This is a genomic window from Acinetobacter sp. ANC 4204, assembly GCF_002135205.1.
Classification (GTDB): domain Bacteria; phylum Pseudomonadota; class Gammaproteobacteria; order Pseudomonadales; family Moraxellaceae; genus Acinetobacter.
The window spans coordinates 133824-153910 of the sequence record NZ_NEFZ01000008.1; the positions used below are offsets into that span (position 1 = coordinate 133824).

The window sequence follows — 20087 nt, forward strand, 5'->3', positions numbered from 1 at the left end:
CTTAGTGCCATGCTATAAAATTTGAATGCGGGGTCATATCACTGTTTTTAGAAGTAAGCCTCAATCAAAGATTGAGGCTTACTGGAAAGCATGCTCTGGACTCAACTGTTATTGAATCCAGATGTGATGCGCTGTGATTCTGCTTAGTATTTGAAATTTAGGCTGAAGCGGAAAGTACGTGGATCACCCCAATTCACCAATTGTGCATTTGGCGTGGTTCCGACTAAATACTCTTTATCAAACAGGTTTTTTACGCTGAATTTTGCGCCCCAATTTTTCGCTTCATAACCTGCACTGACATCGTAGAGTGTATAACTCGATAACGGTACATAATAAGTCCCGCGTTGCGCTGTACGCTCACCCTGATAAGTTGCAGCTGCACCAACATTCCAGCCCAGTTGATCACCACCAAAGAAATATTGAGTTGATAAAGAGGCCGCATTTTTAGGCACATGGTTAATTCGCTTGCCAATATCACTGCTGGTTTCACTTTCAGTAATTTTGGCTGTAGGAATATAACTATAGGTTGCGGTCAGGTTCCATTGATCAGTTAAAGCTGCTGATAACTCTGTTTCATAACCCTTGGTCTTTTGCTCGCCAATTTGTACAGAATAATCACCTGTTGTATCCGTCTCGGTTACGTTTTGACGGGTTAAATCATAATAAGCTACATAACCTTGCAGTCTTTGATTCAGCCCTTGGAACTTCACACCAACTTCATATTGTTCCCCTTCTTCTGGGTCCAGCAGCGTACCATCTGCACCAGCATCACTCACAGGAAAGAAAGAGGTTGCATAACTCACGTAAGGGGCAAACATATCATTAATCTGATACATCAAAGATGCATTACCCGTAAAGGCATTATCTGAATTTTTTAATTTCGTATCATTGAAAAGATCATCGACCTCTACTTGAGTCCAGTCATGACGACCTGATAAGCCCAAGATCCAATGATCATCAATTTTAAAATTATTACGTAGATATACACCCATATATTGGGTGTCGGTAATTTGGTGAGCAATTGTTGTTGTTGCTTTTGGAATTGCAGTGTAAACAGGATTATTGGCATTAAAAGATGACAAACTATTGCGACGGCGTTCATAGTCACTACGCTCATGCATCATATCTAAACCAATCATTAAATCATATTGGGTTTTGCCCCAGTCGAAATGACGTGACACATTATTATCTAATGCAAAATTTACATCATCTTTAATCTGTCTTTCCACCGTCCGTTTGATGGTCGGTAATGTGTTATTACTCCCCGCCAATACAGGATTATTATCTGCATCGGTTTTAGTGACTGCAAAATTTTGCTTAAAGGTCCAGCCATTATCAAAATAATGTGCATAGTTCGAACCTAAGCGCAAAACATCAACCGTATTGCTTAAATTCGGCGCGCCAAAAAACAAACTCTGTGAGTAATTTTTATAAGCACCATTACTATAAGGAATCCCTTGCTGACGAATAAAATCACGATGTTGATAGCTCGCTATCACAGACAACTCATCTTTTTCGCCTAAATCAAAATTATAAGAGGGCGCAATATAATAATTTTTATAATAAACATAATCTGTTGGATCATCCTGATCAGAGGCATGACCCACTACACGAAACGCACCCTTTTCGCTGTCATTTGGTGCATAGTTAATGTCAAATGTTCCATCAATCAAAGCATTACTACCATAGCTTACACTGCCACGATAAGAAGTCTTTGCCTCAGGACGCTTAGTGGTTAAATTGACTAAACCACCTGGTAAGGCAAAGCCAAAACCTGTCGATGTTGGCCCTTTCACCACTTCAATCGACTGCAAGCCAGTGATGTCTTCTGAACGTAGGGCATTATCCGAAGTTTGAATACGCAAGCCATCGACATAAGTCTGCGCGCTGGAAACTTGTCCACGAATAATAAAGTCATCCCAGCCACGACGCCCATACTGTCCTGCAGTGACCCCTGCTACACCCTGCAAGGCTTCAGACAGTGTTTTCGCTTGTTTTTGTTCGAGTTGTTTTGCACTAATCACGCTGATTGATTGTGCCGTTTCAAAAAGTGGGGCATCTGAACGCAAAACAGCTGATGCAGTTTTTGCCGCATACGCGTCTTTCGCATCTTGTTTTTGAGCTTCAAATTGTAAAGTGGGCAAAACCTTCGATGATGTCGTTTCCTCTACCTCGCTCTGAGCAAAGGTCGGCGTGGTCATTACAGCAAGAATGGACAAACTCAGATAAGAAATATGAAAACGCATAGCATCAATCAACAAACAGAAAGAATCTCAATTATAATCATTTTCATTTGTAAACATATTAATTAATAGAATTTAACAATGATTTAAACTGTTAACACTCATTAAATTTATAAATAAGAATTCAAGTGCCTGAAAAATAATGATCCAGATTAAGCATGTTGCTTATATCGTAGGGGCCTTGCCTTCACACAGATTAAACAAGCATGCCCTCAAGACAACTGAAAACGTTTTCAGCATTAGCAAACTAAGTATTTATTTTTAAGATAAATTTTATCATGCAGGTTCAAGCGCACTTTGAACCCAACTTAAACACAATAAACCGTTTAACCTTGCTGTTCATCAGCACTATCTGCTTTGTACTGGTCTTCCAGTACGTTACTGAAAATACTTTCAATCATCCAAACCCGATACAGACTATTAAAGACATAGCTCTGACCATCAACACGCAGTTCAAGCACGGGAAAATCGGGTTGAGACTTCATTTCACACAAGATATCGTTTTCTTTGAGCTTGGTCTCTACATTGTCAACACTCAACGCTGTAATATCGAGCTCCTGCATCAAATGATCAAAATGTGCTTTATAAGATAAATCCTTACCTTGAGTCCAAACCGTTTTCAATATCCGATACATGGCATCAATACGTTGCTCTTCGGGCACACTATAAAATAACTGTGCCATCGCCAAAGTTGCCACTTGGGTCGGGCGACAAAACGGCGTGAACTGTACTTCTGTTCGCTTAGACAACCGCGTTGCCAAACTCCAGTCAAACCAGTCTCGACCATGATAACTCAGTGGGTAAACATTAAGCTGAATATTATAATAATCTGCCAGCTCTTCTTTGATATAAGCTAACAATAACCATGAAATCGGATCTTCAAGTGCAACGTATAAATCCAACTCAGGATCAAGTGCCTGAATTTCATTTAACTCTTCCGCATCACTAATCAAATGCTCACGCCAATCTATATGATTGATTAAGAAAATCGGATTATCGGTAAATAGTTTTTGTTGTTTTAAACGACGGGTTAAACGTAGTAGATCATCAACAGCATGATATTGGCGGTCACCGAGTTGAAAGTAGCTCGCCAGTACCACATCATCATTAAAAATACGTTCTGGAAAGTTTTGCTCCTGATGATGACGACTGGCCATCGCATATAAAGTCCGCAGTTTCCCCTCTTGCTTTTGCCATAACATATGAAACACGTCTTCGAGCAAATACAAAAAGTCCTGCCCACGTAGCGGCGTAAGTCGCAAAATAGTTTCTGCTTGGCTTAATGCCTCTATACTGGGTTGCTCCGGGGTTTCATGAAAGCTAAAACGGTGCTGACGCGACAGAATTTTGGCATCATTTAAACAATAGGTCTGCCATTCCAATGCCGACATCTGATTTGGCGGTTCAGCAGCCTGACGAGAAATGACCACCGTCAATGGTTTTAGTTCATCCGCTAAAATTTCTTCAATTTGGGGTAACTGCTGAACGGCTAAATAGCTGTATACATCGTCGAGGCGTAAATGAATACTCAAGCCTTGTTCTGTAGATACGACCGTTTGACGAATCGGTTTTTGGTAAAACCAACGCGATCGAATCGGATCGAACCATCGACGCAACAGTGACATGAGCAAAGCCTCTACATTAAACCCTTGAAAGTACTACAAGGGTTTATATCAATTCACAGCAAAATGATCAATTAGACATCTAAATTTAGATCAGTTACCGCGCCTTTTTCTGCGCCAGTGGTCAGTTTTGCAAACTTGGCCAAGGCCCCATAACGATAATTCGGATGCGGTTTCACCCAAGCCGCTTGACGCGCAGCGATCTCATCTGCCGAAACATGCCACGTCATTTCGCGGGTTTCTGCATTAATCGAGATTTTATCGCCATTTTGCACCAAACCAATTGGCCCACCTTCATAGGCTTCTGGGGTTACATGACCAATGACAAAACCATGACTGCCGCCAGAGAAACGACCATCGGTGATCAGGGCCACAGATTTACCGAGACCTTTACCAATAATCGCTGAGGTCGGTTTCAGCATTTCTGGCATACCCGGCCCACCTTTAGGCCCTTCTCCACGAATCACCACCACTTCACCCGCTTGGACTTCGCCGTCTAAAATGCCGCGCATCGCGCCAATTTCACCCTCAAAGACACGCGCTGGCCCTTCAAAGTACAGGCCTTCTTTACCCGTGATTTTAGCCACAGCACCTGTTGGAGATAGGTTACCTTTAAGCACCACCAAGTGAGAGTCTTTTTTAATAGGCGCGTCGAAGGGTAAAATAATCTGCTGACCTTCAGGGTAATCTTCCACCTCCGCCAAATTTTCTGCCAAGGTCTTGCCCGTTACCGTTAAACATGAACCATCGAGCATGCCAGCATCCAGCATGCGTTTCATCAACGGTTGAATGCCCCCAATCGCAATCAGCTCAGACATCAAATATTTACCAGATGGGCGCACATCGGCCACTACGGGAATATCTTGCCCGATACGGACAAAATCATCCAAACTCAGTTCAACCCCAGCAGTATGTGCCATTGCCAGTAAGTGCAGCACGCCATTGGTCGACCCCCCCAAGGCAATCAGCACTTTAATCGAGTTTTCAAATGCAGCTTTGGTCATGATATCGCGTGGTTTCAAATCTAAGCGCAGCAAATTCATCACCGCTTCACCTGCTTTTTGACAGTCGATCCTTTTGTCATCTGAAACCGCTTCTTGTGCAGAGGAACCCGGCAAACTCATGCCCAAGGCTTCAATCGCAGAAGCCATCGAGTTTGCAGTGTACATACCGCCACATGATCCTGGCCCCGGCAGCGCCACTTCTTCAATCTGTTTGACTTGAATGGCACTGATTTCACCTTTGGCGTGCTGACCCACTGCTTCAAAGACAGAAATCATGTCAGTATGCCCTGCGCCCGGCTTGATTGTCCCACCATAAACAAACAAACCTGGACGATTTAAACGGGCTAAGCCCATAATACAACCCGGCATATTTTTGTCACAACCACCAATGGCAATCACCCCATCATAGGCTTGACACCCCACCACAGCTTCTATCGAATCAGCAATAATTTCACGGCTCAGCAATGAATACTTCATGCCTTCGGTGCCGTTAGAAATACCATCTGAAATGGTGATGGTATTAAAAATAATGCCTTTGCCGCCAGCTTGATTGACCCCTTTCTCAGCCTCACGCGCCAGTTCATTAATATGCATATTACACGGCGTGACATTGGCCCACGTAGACGCAATACCGACAAAGGGACGGGTAAAGTCGGAATCTTTAAAGCCTGTTGCACGCATCATGGAACGTGCAGGCGCATTTTCAATGCCCTCATAAACAGGAGCTGAATGTTCGCGGATATTGTCTTTACTCATTGTATTTGTCCTTAGCGATGGCTGCGTATTGCTCTACAGTCTTGGCAATTTTTTCTGTTTTTATTGTATAGAAAGCAGGCTACACATGAAAGCGACTCGCTAGGTATTACATGAACCCATTTATTGTTGTTTTACACAAATCAAGTCACATGATGAAGCGACATGGATGTCGCTGTTTCACTGTATGGCAGGGATGCCATACAGTGAAACAAAGGCATTTTGTTACTTTTGTGCCGTCAAAAGTAAAACCTCGTCTACGCAATAAAAGTGCAAATCGTAATGTAAAATGCGACTGTACTATTTTCATCAATCAATAAAAAAGCACCCCAAATGGAGTGCTCTTTTTAATCAGTCAAAGACTAGCGATTAAATTTCACGAACCGCACCTTTAGACGCACTGGTGGTATGCATCGCATAAGCTTTTAAGGCTTTAGAGACTTTACGTGGACGCTGTTCAGCAGGTTGCCAGCCTTTAGCTTCTTGCACTTCACGGCGCGTAGCCATGGTTGCCTCATCCACAGCTAAGTGAATGGTACGGTTTGGAATATCAATCTCGATACGGTCGCCATCTTCAACCAAGCCAATCGCACCGCCTTCAGCTGCTTCAGGAGACACGTGACCAATAGATAGACCCGATGACCCACCTGAGAAACGACCATCGGTAAGTAAAGCACAATCCTTACCAAGCCCTTTCGACTTTAAGTAACTGGTTGGATACAACATTTCCTGCATGCCCGGACCACCACGTGGACCTTCGTAACGAATCACTACCACATCGCCAGCAGTGATTTTTCCACCGAGAATCGCTTCTACCGCAGCATCTTGGCTTTCAAAAACACGTGCGGTGCCGTTGAATTTCAAAATGGAATCATCCACACCTGCTGTTTTGACAATACAGCCTTCAAGTGCAATATTTCCATACAGGACAGCCAAACCACCATCTTGAGAAAAAGCATGTTCCACATTACGAATGACGCCATTGTCACGGTCACCATCTAAACGAGAGTAGTAACGGTCTTGTGAAAATGCCGTTTGCGTCGGTACACCGCCCGGTGCTGAACGGAAGAATTGATACACTTCTTCATCTTCCGTACGGATGATGTCCCACTTATCCAAAGCATCTTTTAGCGTTTTTTCATGAACGGTCGGTACAGATGTATCCAACAATCCTGCACGATCTAATTCGCCCAAAATCGACATGATGCCACCTGCACGGTGTACATCTTCCATGTGTACATCTTGTTTTGCAGGGGCAACTTTACACAGTACAGGCACTTTACGTGACAGACGGTCAATATCTGTCATGGTAAAATCAACTTCTGCTTCATTCGCAGCGGCCAATAAGTGAAGAACGGTATTGGTTGAACCACCCATTGAAATATCAAGGGTCATGGCATTTTCAAAGGCAGCTTTAGTCGCAATTGAGCGTGGCAATAAGCTGTAATCATTTTGTTCGTAATGACGTTTGGTGATTTCAACAATCAACTGACCCGCTTTTTCAAATAATTTTTTACGATTCGCATGGGTTGCTAAAGTTGAACCATTGCCTGGAAGTGATAGACCCAAAGCTTCAGTTAAACAGTTCATTGAGTTTGCAGTGAACATGCCTGAACATGAACCACAGGTCGGACATGCTGAACGTTCATACTCAGCTACTTCTTCATCAGTAAAGCTGTCATCTGCTGCGACAATCATGGCATCGACAAGGTCAATCGCGTGTTCATTGCCACGAATTTTCACTTTACCCGCTTCCATTGGTCCGCCAGAGACGAAAACCACAGGAATATTTAGGCGCATAGACGCCATCAACATGCCCGGGGTGATTTTGTCACAGTTTGAAATGCACACCATGGCATCAGCGCAGTGTGCATTCACCATGTATTCCACCGAGTCTGCGATTAAGTCACGTGAAGGCAATGAATACAACATGCCGTCGTGTCCCATCGCAATCCCATCATCGACCGCAATGGTATTAAATTCTTTGGCTACACCACCTGACGCTTCAATTTGACGAGCCACCAGTTGACCTAAGTCTTTAAGATGAACGTGACCTGGTACAAATTGAGTGAATGAGTTAACCACTGCAATAATCGGCTTACCAAAGTCTTCGTCTTTCATCCCCGTTGCGCGCCATAAGCCACGCGCACCCGCCATATTTCTTCCGTGTGTCGATGTTTTTGAACGATAGTCAGGCATTATATTTTCCAACAAAGTGTGCTTGAGATGAATGTGCACATTCACTCTGGCTAAAATCTGAGTTCGATGAGTGTCAAGCAGTTAAACATAGCATCTCCGTATTCTTTCCCAATATCGTTTCTAGGCATCTCGACCGAAAACAGATCAGGCATCTAGGCTAGACACTACATTTTAACCAATGAGTTGACATTCAATTGCATATTGAAGCTACTATAACCCGTTCACTGACCTTTCAATACAAAACTTCTATGAATAATTTTTAAATTTTGCATGAGTTTTATTTATATAAAATGCAAATCCCCCCTTGATCTGTGCCGAATACCCGCAACTTTTTTCTTCATAAAAATATTAATACATCATTCATTTAGACGGTCTTAGTCAGCTTTTTATAATGGTAAAATCAGTAACTGCTCCAGTTTTGTTATAATTGATCTAATCTTGTCATTTTTTTCGAGTCTTTATTGAAAATCATCTTCGCAGGCACGCCCGAATTTGCGGCTGTAGCCTTAGACGCGTTGCTAAAAACAGAACATGAGATTGTCGCGGTCTATACACAACCTGACCGTAAAGCAGGTCGTGGGCAAAAACTGACTGCCTCAGCCGTGAAGCAGCTGGCTTTAGCGCATCAAATTCCTGTCTATCAACCACTGCACTTTAAGTCTTCAACGGAAGAGGGTTTGGCGGCTCAGGCTGAACTCAAAGCCTTAAATGCCGATGTGATGGTCGTAGCTGCCTATGGTCTTATTTTGCCACAAGTGGTTTTAGATACGCCTAAATATGGTTGTCTCAATATTCACGGTTCGCTCCTGCCGCGCTGGCGCGGTGCTGCCCCGATTCAACGCGCAATTTCTACTGGAGATGCAGAAACTGGGGTCACCATTATGAAAATGGCGGCAGGATTGGATACTGGCGATATGATGTATAAAACCTACTGCTCAATTGAAGCCACAGATACATCTGCAAGCTTGCATGACAAATTGGCGATTCAAGGGGCAGAAGCTATCGTTAAAGTGTTGGCCTCTGAAAGCACATTACAGCACCATTTAGAGCAACGTGAAGTACAAGACGAAGCGTTAACAGTTTATGCGCATAAGTTGTCAAAAGCAGAAGCGCATATTGATTGGTCATTAACTGCAGCGCAAGTCGACCGTAATATTCGTGCCTTTAACCCATGGCCTGTGGCATTTATTGCACTGGATGAAAATAATAATTTACGCGTTTGGGGTTCAGTACTGTCTACAGAAAACCCCCAAAACCAAACCGCTGGCAGTATTTTAGCCATCGACAAACAAGGCGTGCATGTCGTGTGTGGAGATGGACGAGCGGTGTGTTTAACCGCACTACAATGGCCAGGGGGTAAAACGCTTAACCCTGTACAAATCCAGCAAACTCAAAAATTACAGGTAGGACAAGTTTTCGCATGAGTAAAATTGAACCCGGCACGTCTCACCTAAACCTACGTGCGCAAGTGATTCGCACACTTTTAGCTGTACAACAAGGTCAGTCTTTAGCAAGCGTGCTTCCTCAGCATTTGCTTAAAGTCGCCGATCGTGATCGCGCACTTTTTCATGAGTTAGTTCTCGGAACATTGCGCCAATGGTACGGCTTAAAAAGTATTACTTTGCCACTCTTGGTCAAACCGCTGAACAATGAAACAGTTGAAACCTGCCTCTATGTAGGCCTGTATCAGATTTTATGCACCCGTGTTGCAGACCATGCAGCAATTTCAGAAACGGTGACTGCAGTCAAACAGCTCGGCTATCAAGCCTTAAGTGGTGTTGTCAATGCAATTCTTCGCCGTGTTTCACGTGAAACATCTGAATTTCAACACAGCTTAGAACAAGCACATGGCTTACCTAGCTGGCTATTTAAGCGCCTGAAAAAAGATTGGGGCGTCGACACACTTGAACAGCTTTGCCGTGACTTAAAAGGTGTTGCACCTCTAACCTTACGCACCAATGAGCGCGTGGTCAGCCGTGAAGAATACCTCGAAATTTTGACTGAAGAAGATATTGATGCTCATGCCTGTCAGCTGTCTGAAGTAGGGATTGTTTTAGAACAAGCTGTACAGATTCCTGCACTCCCAGGATTTGAGCATGGTGGCTTTTCCGTTCAAGACGAACATGCGCAGCTCTGTGCAACGCTTTTGCCCAACTTAGCTGACAAATTCGTCGTTGATGCTTGTGCAGCACCTGGTGGCAAAACAGCACACTTACTGGAAAAATATACACCGAAGAAACTCATCGCACTTGATCAGGATGCTAAACGGTTAGTCCGTGTGGCTGAAAACCTAGAACGGCTTGAGCTCAACCAATTCACCGAGGTTGAAATTCTCGCGGCCGACGCAACGACTTGGGAAACATCTGAACCTGTAGATTGCATCGTTTTAGATGCTCCATGTTCAGCCATTGGAGTGATGCGTCGCCATCCTGATATTCGTTTACTGCGCCAATCTACCGACATCCAGCAAACGGTTGAACTACAACAGCAGATCTTGGAACAGATGTGGAAACAGCTGAAAGTTGGTGGCACCTTGTTGTATATCACCTGTTCAATTTTAAAAGCTGAAAATGAACAGCAGATGCAACATTTCTTCGCACAACATGCAGATGCCACAGAAGTGAAAATTCACGCAGATTGGGGTATTGAGCAGATTCACGGTCGTCAGCTTTTCCCGACACCTGACCATGGTGATGGTTTTTATTATTGCCGTATTGAAAAGATTTAAATAAAAAAGGAGCCAAAATGGCTCCTTTTTTATTGTGATAAAATGCAAATCCCCATACCAATATGCACCGCAATCTTCGCGTTTTGTCTTGTTATAATACCGACCAAACTTAAAGCGTACCGCAGTTCTCAGACAAATAGATCGCTTGATCCATCAGACGCTCTGCTGAGGCAAAAATCTCACGCGAATGACGCCAACCCAATTGACGGTACTCAGCAGCCGCCCAAACCAAATTCACTTCCGCTTGTGCCAGTTCTTTATAGGCACACTGAAACCCCGTTTGTACTTTGATACGTTCAGCGCGCGTCCATAAATCATGACGCATGACTTGGGAAAACGGCAGTATTGCTGTTTCTACACTTAAATTTGCACGCGGATCTGCATATAAGATGTCTAAGACCTGTTGGTAAATCAATTCAATATTTTGACGTTTCGCTTTTGCACTATAGGCATGGTCAGCATAGCTCAGCCACGCTCGCGCTTTTTCTAACTGATATTTTTCTTTTATATCCGTTGCTTGCCCAAATGCACTTTGTAATTCTACATGCACCTGCTGCTGCGAAGCCTGATAGGTTGAAGGATCTGGGGCTTCGCTAGCATGTGTCAGCACAACACCCACTGCTGTCAGCCATAACAGATGCTTAGTCGCGACTCTCAACATTATTTTGGCTCCAAAGCTTTATTGACTGAGGTTTTATTTTTATTAAATAAGTTTTCGTCAAACTTGAAGCGGAAGCGGAAATATGCGCCATCCATCGTTGTATCACTATCAATTAAATCTTTATCTTGATAGCCAACAAAGTTATACCCCCCAGAAACCCAAAGATTCGCTGCCAGTAGATAACCGACTTCCACTCCAGCCATATATTTGGTTCCATCCGAAACACTATTCCACATTACTCCAGCATTGACACCTGCATCCCAACGCTCATTAATGTCATACATAAACCGGCTGTTGAGCATTTGCGTCATACCACTGGTTTGTAGAAGATCATAGGTTTCATCGAGGTATTTAACAGCATATTGCCCTGATAAATGAATAGAACGTGTTGGGTGATAATTCATATGATGAGACATGATATAAACATTACGTTCATACGGATCATCAAGCGTTGTTTCATTCTTTTCATAGCGATATTCAATTTTGCTCAATGAGTCAAAACGATTGGTCGCCAAATCACGATATGCAGCACCAACCTGAACACGATCAATGATGCGATCGCCAGAGTCCGCAGACTTATTGTCGGTAATGTTCAGTACATTCTTAGCCAATAAAGTCACTTCGTCTGAATACTTGTACGCGGTACCTAAAGTATTTAAATAACTATCACTTTGATTCGACCAACGCCCTTCTATGCGTGCCACATTTTTCCAGCGTGGATTAGACAGATGTTCAAAGCCGAAGGTTGCCGCAGTTGACTCTAAAGAATTTTTATTTTCACCCTCAAACACTTTCACTTTTTCAAAGCTGGTATTAAAGAATAGGCCTTCTTTGAGCTGCCAACGGTTACGCACCCCCATCGCGGCTTCAGCTTCACGTGCACTCATACCATCACGTACACGGTATTCACTGAATACTGAACCATCACGCATGTATTCGCTATCTAAACCAAAAACGGTCGTATTACGTTTTTGCGTGTCATTGAGTTCGTATAATCCACCAATACTTGAAATGAACTCATGGCGCGCATAGGCATGAATATTTTTATAGACTTGAGCATCACCACCAACAGCAAATACACGGCGGTCACTATCAGCGATATCTTGCTCATATTCTAAGAAAGCACTTGAGCCATCAAAAGGGAGCGCTGTTTTCAATTTAGCGCGAACCGTAGTACCGTCATACGGCGTTTCAACACTTTGCGTTGAAGCACTCGCTGCACTCGCCGATTCGTTATAATACCGTGTACCCAGTTCCAAGCTCACTATGCGGTTAATTGCTTTTTCAATTGACGCACTGACGCCATAACGGATACCTTCGTTGGCAATATCTTCAGTCCGTACTGCTTCAACACGTAAAATCCCAAATTGATCTAAACGTGCATTCAGTTTCACTGCGCTTTCTTTGCGTCCTGAACTAATCGAAGATGCGGCGTTACGGAAGTTTTCATCCGCCTGTTGATGGTAAGCCCGTAAATCAACCTTGTCATTTTTGTAATCAAGTTCAACGCGAGCTGCGGTGCCATCGCCAGATTTGTCTGTACTATTTGATGCATTCACATCGGTTAATTGATCAAGGTTTAACGCATCGTGATCAGAGTAGGCATATTCCGCAATGAGTTTAGTTTTATCATTCCAACGAATCACGGTATTGGCACTGGCAATTTTCTCTTGATCCATTGGATCATCATTTTGCACATAAGAACCACCCACCGTCACTTTATCATTCAGCTTATAACGACCATTCACACCTGCAACTGTATATTCTTTACCACCTTGGTCAGACTCAACCGTGATACGTAAATAAACAGGGTTCAGGTTCTCATCAATGCTGCTTAAAGGTGAAGTCAGGTAAATACTGTTGGTATAGGTATCAACTTCATAGTCACTAAAACGGGTTAATGTGCGCTGTGAAATAATCAAGCCAGGATTGTTACGATCACGGACTATCACTTCCACTTTTTCACTATTTTCTAAAATATCGTCACTATCTATACCCAAAGAGTACGGACCAGAAACCCCCATTGCGCGCAATTCATTCACGATTTGCGTTGCATTGGTACGAGCTGCAAAACCAGAAACTTGGTAACGCTCCCCTTCAGCAGTAGACTTCAGACCTGTCAATGAACGGCTATACTGGCCCAATGAAAGCCCTTCATCGTTTTCTGTACGTGTGACATAGTCACCATACATCGCATAAGAGCGGCCTTTATCTACACGGACATAAAGTTTACTGGTAGATTGCGCATCAAAACCTTTGGCAGATGCATCACCATACACGGGATAATATTCATCTGGACGAATATCACGAAATAAGCGCTGATTATTTTCTTTGCTTGAGTCATAAGCCAAAGTCAGTAAATAATCCCCACGCACTTTTCCTTTCAGGAACAATGCGGCGCGACCACGAATGGCCGTTTCACCATCGCCTGAACTGGATAAATCATTCAGTTCTTCTTCAAAGCCATCTTGAGTCGAGCTTTTCGACAGATTTTTTGGGTCGAACTTATTCAGTGCAAATGAACCTTCGATAATCCCGGCAACTAACATTGGACGCAGTTCCGCCAAGAAATGTACAGGTACAGTCTGTTCATAAATACCACTACGAATACGTAGCACACCTGAACCCGCTTCTAATGGCGCGAGTACTGGAACAACAATAGAACCGCCTTCTGCAAAAACTTGAATACCCGGTTTATCAGGGTCTAAATCTTTGAGCTGAATCGTGCCTACCGATGTTTCTATAGTGATAGGGGTACGCGTTGCAACAGGCGTGCCATTACGATCCAGAATCTTCACTACAACTTGATAAACGTCCTTACCATTGGCATAGACCACTTGCTCTACAGACTGTGTGGCCAATTGGCTCATTGCATCGGGTGCAATCACAGTCAATTGCTGTTGGTCACGTAAATTGCCAAAGCTGTCGTACTGACGCACAGAAACCGTATTTTTTCCTGCCGTAAGTGGCACACCAATAAAATCTAAACCCGCAACGCCATGCTCTTGATAGGTGGCTTTTTTACCAATGCGTTTTTCCGAAATTTGCTCGTCATTGACAAACAAACGGATATCCGTACCTAAAGCACCTTTCACCTGAATGGTGGCTTGTTGGGCTGGCAAGACTTGTTGTTCTTTTAGATTCAAAATGGCAAGTTGGTTCGATTCAGAACGTTGTAATTCCTGTTCTAAATCTAAAATTACAGGCGCTTTAACTGGTTCAAGCTGAACCGTTTTCACATCTTTAATCTGTTCTTTTTTATATTCAATATTACAGTTTGCCGAAGCTCCAGAAGCACTAATACAACCACTGGCAGGTTGACCTTGAACATCGGTCACATAACTGCTGAGCGGATCTACCGTTAAGTCCTGACGTAAAGTTTGTTCAAGTGCATCCAGTTGCGCATCAATTTTGCTACGGCGTGCCTCAATTTGTGTAGCCAAAGCTTGGCTACATTCACCCGCAGTATCCGCAATCGCAAAATCGGCACGGTGTAATTCGCCACGTTTTAAATCGACAAAACGGCTGGCAGGATCACCGGCTTGACGGTTACTAATCAGTACCAATTCAGCATTATTCGGTAAAGTGGTATTGTCGACTTTCAGCACATGCGTAATGGGCTTAATGCCATAGAAGTTATATTTCCCTTCACGATCAGTGACCACAAAGTTCCCATCTTCCATGTAAATACGAACGCCTGGTACGCCCAGCTCACCTGCATCTTGCACACCGTTGCGGTTACAGTCGGTAAAGACTTTACCCACCACAAAACCATCTGGACTAAATACTCCAGGCGTAACCTTAACCGCCGCACGTGCTTCATTTGAAGTCGTATTTTTATTGTCCTGCGCATAAACACGGTTAATCCCATCGCCACTTAAAGCATTTGGGCCAATGTATACACGGTATTGAATCTTCGCTTCTTGTTTCGGTGTCAGTGTCCCTAAACCTAAAGTTAAATAAGGACCTTTGCCACCCTGTGGGTCGTTACTCTTTTGACCATTGACACGCGTAGTGCCTGATACATACACAAAGCCACGTGGCAGAGTATCTTTCATATCGACATCATATAGCGTTGAGTCACCCATATTGGCAACCGTTACCATATAATCTTTAAAGTCACCAATTTCAGCCGTTTTATCGCCCACCACTTCTTTCTTGATGACCAGTTTGTCATTAATTGGCGTCACAATATCAACAGGGTCAATTGGGATATCAATATTAAGTGCCGCATCACCCGTTTTTAAGGTGAAGTTTCCGCCATAAGACCATGACGCATCAACTACGCGATTGTTAAAATTGTTATATACCGTTTTATCGCTGGTAAATTTATAGCTGGTTCCACCCGCAATCGTTGAGGTGTCGATATATAAACTATAAGTACCATTCTCGACATAAGGATAAACAAACTCACCATCGCTATTGGTGACTTGCGTTGCAGGAATAGCAACTTTGTCCCCTGTCGTTTCATCTAGTTTATAAGCGACATTGTCAGCAGGCTTACCATTGGCATCCAATAATGTCACGGTTGCACCCGCAACAGGTTGATTGGTTTTCGCGTCAAAAACCACACCATATGGATCAATCAACACATTGGTATCGACATCACTGATACTGGCCGTAGAATTACCATTTTCATCTAAACAATCAGTTAAACTCACCAGCACTTGATCGCGCTTAACCGTCTGTAAAATTTGGTCATTTTGTATTGCAGTTGCAGATTCCTGCGTTGCTAAAGAGAACCGAAATATGCCTGTATTGATACCTGTTTCAATACCTTGTACGTATTCAATATCACCCGTTTTCGTCGACTGAACTTTAATTTTAACTTTATCGGCACTGCTACGTGTTGCATTACACATGGCACTATTTGCTGCGATATACAACGGCTTGCTTAAACTACCTGTTGCTAAAATACTGGAATAATCTTTGCTGTTATTACTGATGGAAGAACTTCCCCCCACAGTCGTCACGACTTCATTCGACAGCGTTTTTTTAATATTTGAAACTAAGCCATGCTCGACACTAAAGATATTGGAAATCGAGGTACGACTAATATTCGAGTTCATGGTCACAACCAATTCGACACTTTCAGTCGCATTGGCTGCTAAAGCCTGCGGATAAGCCACCACCAAGGTATTGATGAGTGATTTATCGTTCGGAATCTGCTGGGTAAATTTATCTTGCCCTAATGGATATAAAATCAAGGCATTGGAATTATTTGCTTTTGCCGATTTAAACGTGGTGTTGGCAGGTAAATCATCTAATAACACCACTGCATTGATGGTCTGTCCATCGACCTCAATCGGTTTTGTACCCGAATTACGTGCAGAGGTATTTTTAATATTTAAGGTATAAGTTAAATCGTAAGACTGCCCAGCTTGTGGTTCAAAACTGCTTTTATTTACAGATTTGGTTGCGATGAGCTGTGGCAAGAAACTCACCAATCCATTCACTGCATCAGCAACTACTGTAGGCTCTTGAATGACATAAGCACGAAGTGGCAGATCAACGTTTTGACTGTCTTTTAAACTAGTTGATGAGTCTGCAACGACCCATAAGTCAACTTTTTGACCACTTTCTAAAGTGAGATGCCCCGTTACCAATAAGTCTGAACGATCAAACTCACCATTTTGGTTACTGTCGACATATATTTTTATATTGGATAATTCTGCAACCGAAGTAGGATCAATTGAAATCTCGGCTTGCGCATTACTATGGTTGGTTAACGTATTTAACCAAATGACTTTATCACCCGCATTGATTTCTTGTCGCGCAGGTGAAGTCAGACTAATCACGTACTGTGGTGTAATCGTGACTTGAACAGTATTTGAAACGGCCTGACCAATCAAACCGTCCCTTTGTACAAAACTTGCATACGCAGTATTGGTAATATTTTGCCCAGCAGCAGGCATCACAGCATAAGCGTGATTTACCAAAGCCATAGCGGTCGCTAAGCTTGAGAAAATAAGCTTGATCTTATGATTCTGTAACGGCTGAACTCGTTTAATCACGAAAATACCCCAATACCGAGCAAAAGCAAATGAATGGGATAGGCACGAAAAAATGCCTATCCACAAAAGTTGTTATTAATGTTATGGCTTAATTATTGTCCATCGACCTTGACGCTGAACTTCATCGTCACGGTTTCAGAAGGTGCCAAGGCAAATTTCGAAGACTTCAAATTATTTGTAGTATTCGTCACTGTCCCTTTTGACACAGGTTCTAAAGCCGCAACTGGCGTTGAGCCCAAAGTGGTGTAACTTGGCACTGCATCGGTAATTTCAACATCAGTTACTGCTTGGTTACCGTCGTTCACTGCTTTAATTTGGTAAATGATACAAGCACCTGGTTTTGCCTGAAGAGTCGAAGTACCAAAGCTACCATCTGGCGTACCATCACAAGCAGCATCAAGTGCTTGTAGTTTTTCCAAACGTACCTGACCAATGTTGACTGTGGTCTTGTCTGTTACAGTAACTGCTGTTGGAGCTACCGTACCATTGAGATCACCTGTCGGCGTTACCGTAATGATCGACAAGTCGGCCTGACCTGCTGTTGCATTACTTGGCGCTTCAACTTTGACCAAGATGTTGATACTTTCTTTTGGAGAAAGACCATCTGCACCGTTAGTTGCCGTTAACCATGCATTAAGGTTAGGACCTGTAACCAACTCACTCGCATCTGCAATACCGTCATTGTTTTTATCAACATAAACAGAAGTTACAAAGCCTGTGTTTGATGGATCATGCGTAACTGTAAACGGAAGTGTGCTACCACCAGAAACACCCTCTACAACGTTACCGTTGTTGGTTAAAGTGTGTTTATAAACAATGGTACCACCTGGTGCTACCTGACCTTGTTGGTCGGCCAAGAACGACAGTCCACGTACTGCCTCTACCGTCAAGTGATCTTTCATCTTGTCGGTTAAGCCTGTCGCAGGAGAGTTAATCGTAAAGACGATATCTTGGCTATTAGTAGGAGTCGCATCCGCTGAAGGTGTTACTTTGGCACAGAAATAAGCCGTTGCATTTGGCTGAATTGCGCCTGTGTTGGTTACTTTAGTTGATGTACATACACCACTTGAGTCCGCAACAAAGTATTCAACTGTCCAACCAGATGGCAATGCTTGCTCAGTACCAAAATTATAGTTATCTGATGTTGAACCATGATTTGTTACAGCAATAGGGAAGGTAGCCGCCACACCAGGTTTAGTCGTTACGGTAGTTACAACATTACCAGAAACGTAAGCACCCTCACCCGTTAAGCCTGTATCGTCTTCAGTATAGTTTTTATTACCTTTACCGTTACTTAAATCGACTTTTGACGCTGTGATATTGGTAATTCTTAAAGTCACCGTATCTGAAGATGCAGGGGCATGTACAGGTGTAATGGTTAAGATTGTATCTAGACCAGGTGCTGTAATCGGGCCTGTATAACCATTTGGCAAAGTAATACGTGCAGAGATTTCAAGATGACCACCAGATGCCAATGGACCACTATCCACACTTGCATCACCATTAGTATCAGTTAATGGGGTATTACCATCTGATTTTAATAGCTCAACAATAGAACCCGCAGGTAATGCAGATTTATTAACTGTAATGTTATAGGTTTCAGATACGTTACCCAGATTGTGAATCCAGATATCTTCTGTAGAGCTTGAGGCACCAAATAAAACAGGAGAACCTTGTACTGCTGTTGTAGTGATCAAGTCATCTTTAGCGGTATTACCAGATACTTTTTGTGCATCCGAATAAGTATCGGTCGCGTTATCGTTGATCGTACCTGTATAAGTAGACTGTACAGTGACATCATACGGGTTAGTTGGTTGAGAAGTCTCAGTGCCTGGACCATCTGGATCAAATGTCGCAATGTTGGTAATTTTTCCTGCAGGAGCAGTACTATCTACCGTCACTTGGAAGGTTAATTTGCCCGTACTGTTGCGCGCCACAGAAGCAAGCACCAACTGCACTTTATTGCTCGTAAATTCGTATTTCGCTGCTGCCGCCGCTTCATCACCAGTCGCATCGGTCAATGCCGCAGTCTGACCGCTCCAACGTGCTGAACCTGCAACATAAGTCACACCTGTAGGTAAAACGTCTTCAATAGTTAAATTGGTTGCGTCTGCATTACCCGTGTTTTTATAGGTTAATTCATACGTTACAGTATCGCCACGTGCCACTGCCGTTACATTGGCAGACTTCGTCACTTGAATGACCGCACCTGAAACAATCGTTACGGTGTCCGTATTCTTTTTGGTTTTGTCTGCTACGACAGTAATGTACGTGCTTGCTGCAGACAGTTCTAATTGACCCGTATTGCCAGCTGTAGCTGTTGCGGCTGTTGTACCAACCACCACCAAGCCTACAGACTCACCAGCATTTAAAGTCACTTTTTGCCCAGCCAAATTCGTACCATTGTCTGGCACACCATCCTTATTCGCATCTAAATAAATAGCAATGTTCGAGAAGTCAAAATTATCCCCTGTCACATTCGCTAAACTTAGCGTGAATTCATCCGTTCCGTTACCCGTATTGGTCAATACGTGCGATAAAGTCACTACACCATTCGGGTTAGCAGTTGCGGTACGGTTCTGCTCAAGTGTGAAGCTACCCACTTGTAATACAGTCGTTTTTACTTCATTTGACGTCACTGTACGTGTAGTCGATGTGCCATCCACATACGATGCCGTAGCAATGTTACTAATATTCGTTCCCGCAGCAGGTGCAGCTGCATGCGTGGCACCTGTAGCGAAGAAAGCAAAGCCACCTAGAACTGTCGCAATAGACAAATAAAGGTTATTTCGCTTTGTTGTTTTCAAATTCATAGACATGAAAGTCCCCCGACTCCATCAGAATGATGTGTGTGAAATTTAGA

The 20087-nt window shown here is 43.3% G+C and carries 9 protein-coding genes; 2 read left to right on the forward strand and 7 right to left on the reverse strand.

Going from position 1 to position 20087, the window contains the following annotated elements; translation table 11 throughout:
- Nucleotides 1-143: 143 nt before the first annotated feature.
- The 4 genes from B9T36_RS15520 to ilvD (B9T36_RS15535) all read right to left on the reverse strand — a co-directional run bounded on the left by B9T36_RS15520 (nt 144) and on the right by ilvD (B9T36_RS15535) (nt 7821).
- Nucleotides 144-2246, reverse strand: coding sequence for a TonB-dependent siderophore receptor (locus B9T36_RS15520; protein ID WP_086210367.1), 2103 nt, complete (start codon nt 2244-2246; stop codon nt 144-146).
- A 323-nt stretch (nt 2247-2569) separates the two neighbouring features.
- Complete coding sequence (locus B9T36_RS15525) at nt 2570-3868, reverse strand: hypothetical protein (RefSeq protein ID WP_086210368.1); 1299 nt, start codon at nt 3866-3868, stop codon at nt 2570-2572.
- A gap of 71 nt (nt 3869-3939) precedes the next feature.
- Nucleotides 3940-5625, reverse strand: a complete 1686-nt coding sequence (gene ilvD / locus B9T36_RS15530; protein ID WP_086210369.1) for a dihydroxy-acid dehydratase — start codon at nt 5623-5625, stop codon at nt 3940-3942.
- Between the two features lie 366 nt (nt 5626-5991).
- The gene (gene ilvD, locus B9T36_RS15535) at nt 5992-7821 is read right to left on the reverse strand and encodes a dihydroxy-acid dehydratase (protein WP_086210370.1); all 1830 of its coding nucleotides are present in this window, start codon (nt 7819-7821) and stop codon (nt 5992-5994) included.
- A 461-nt stretch (nt 7822-8282) separates the two neighbouring features.
- Here ilvD (B9T36_RS15535) and fmt point away from each other — a divergent pair, with 461 nt between their 5' ends.
- Both fmt and rsmB read left to right on the forward strand, forming a co-directional pair.
- The gene (gene fmt, locus B9T36_RS15540; RefSeq protein ID WP_086210371.1) at nt 8283-9245 is read left to right on the forward strand and encodes a methionyl-tRNA formyltransferase; all 963 of its coding nucleotides are present in this window, start codon (nt 8283-8285) and stop codon (nt 9243-9245) included.
- Complete coding sequence (rsmB, locus tag B9T36_RS15545; protein WP_086210372.1) at nt 9242-10549, forward strand: 16S rRNA (cytosine(967)-C(5))-methyltransferase RsmB; 1308 nt, start codon at nt 9242-9244, stop codon at nt 10547-10549. Before fmt ends, rsmB begins: the two co-directional genes overlap by 4 nt.
- A gap of 109 nt (nt 10550-10658) precedes the next feature.
- On the opposite strand, the gene B9T36_RS15550 is transcribed toward rsmB, so the two are convergent.
- From B9T36_RS15550 to B9T36_RS15560, 3 genes are all read right to left on the reverse strand, one after another.
- On the reverse strand, nt 10659-11210 hold the full coding sequence (locus B9T36_RS15550) for a hypothetical protein (RefSeq protein ID WP_086210373.1): 552 nt from the start codon (nt 11208-11210) through the stop codon (nt 10659-10661).
- Nucleotides 11210-17224 carry an SdrD B-like domain-containing protein gene (locus tag B9T36_RS15555; protein WP_228147016.1) on the reverse strand — a complete coding sequence of 2005 codons (6015 nt, stop codon included), beginning with the start codon at nt 17222-17224 and terminating at the stop codon, nt 11210-11212. The genes B9T36_RS15550 and B9T36_RS15555 overlap by 1 nt, the downstream gene beginning before the upstream one ends.
- 92 nt (nt 17225-17316) lie before the next feature.
- Entirely contained in the window at nt 17317-20043 is a 2727-nt protein-coding gene (locus B9T36_RS15560; RefSeq protein WP_086210374.1) for a DUF11 domain-containing protein, read from the reverse strand.
- Nucleotides 20044-20087: the final 44 nt, after the last annotated feature.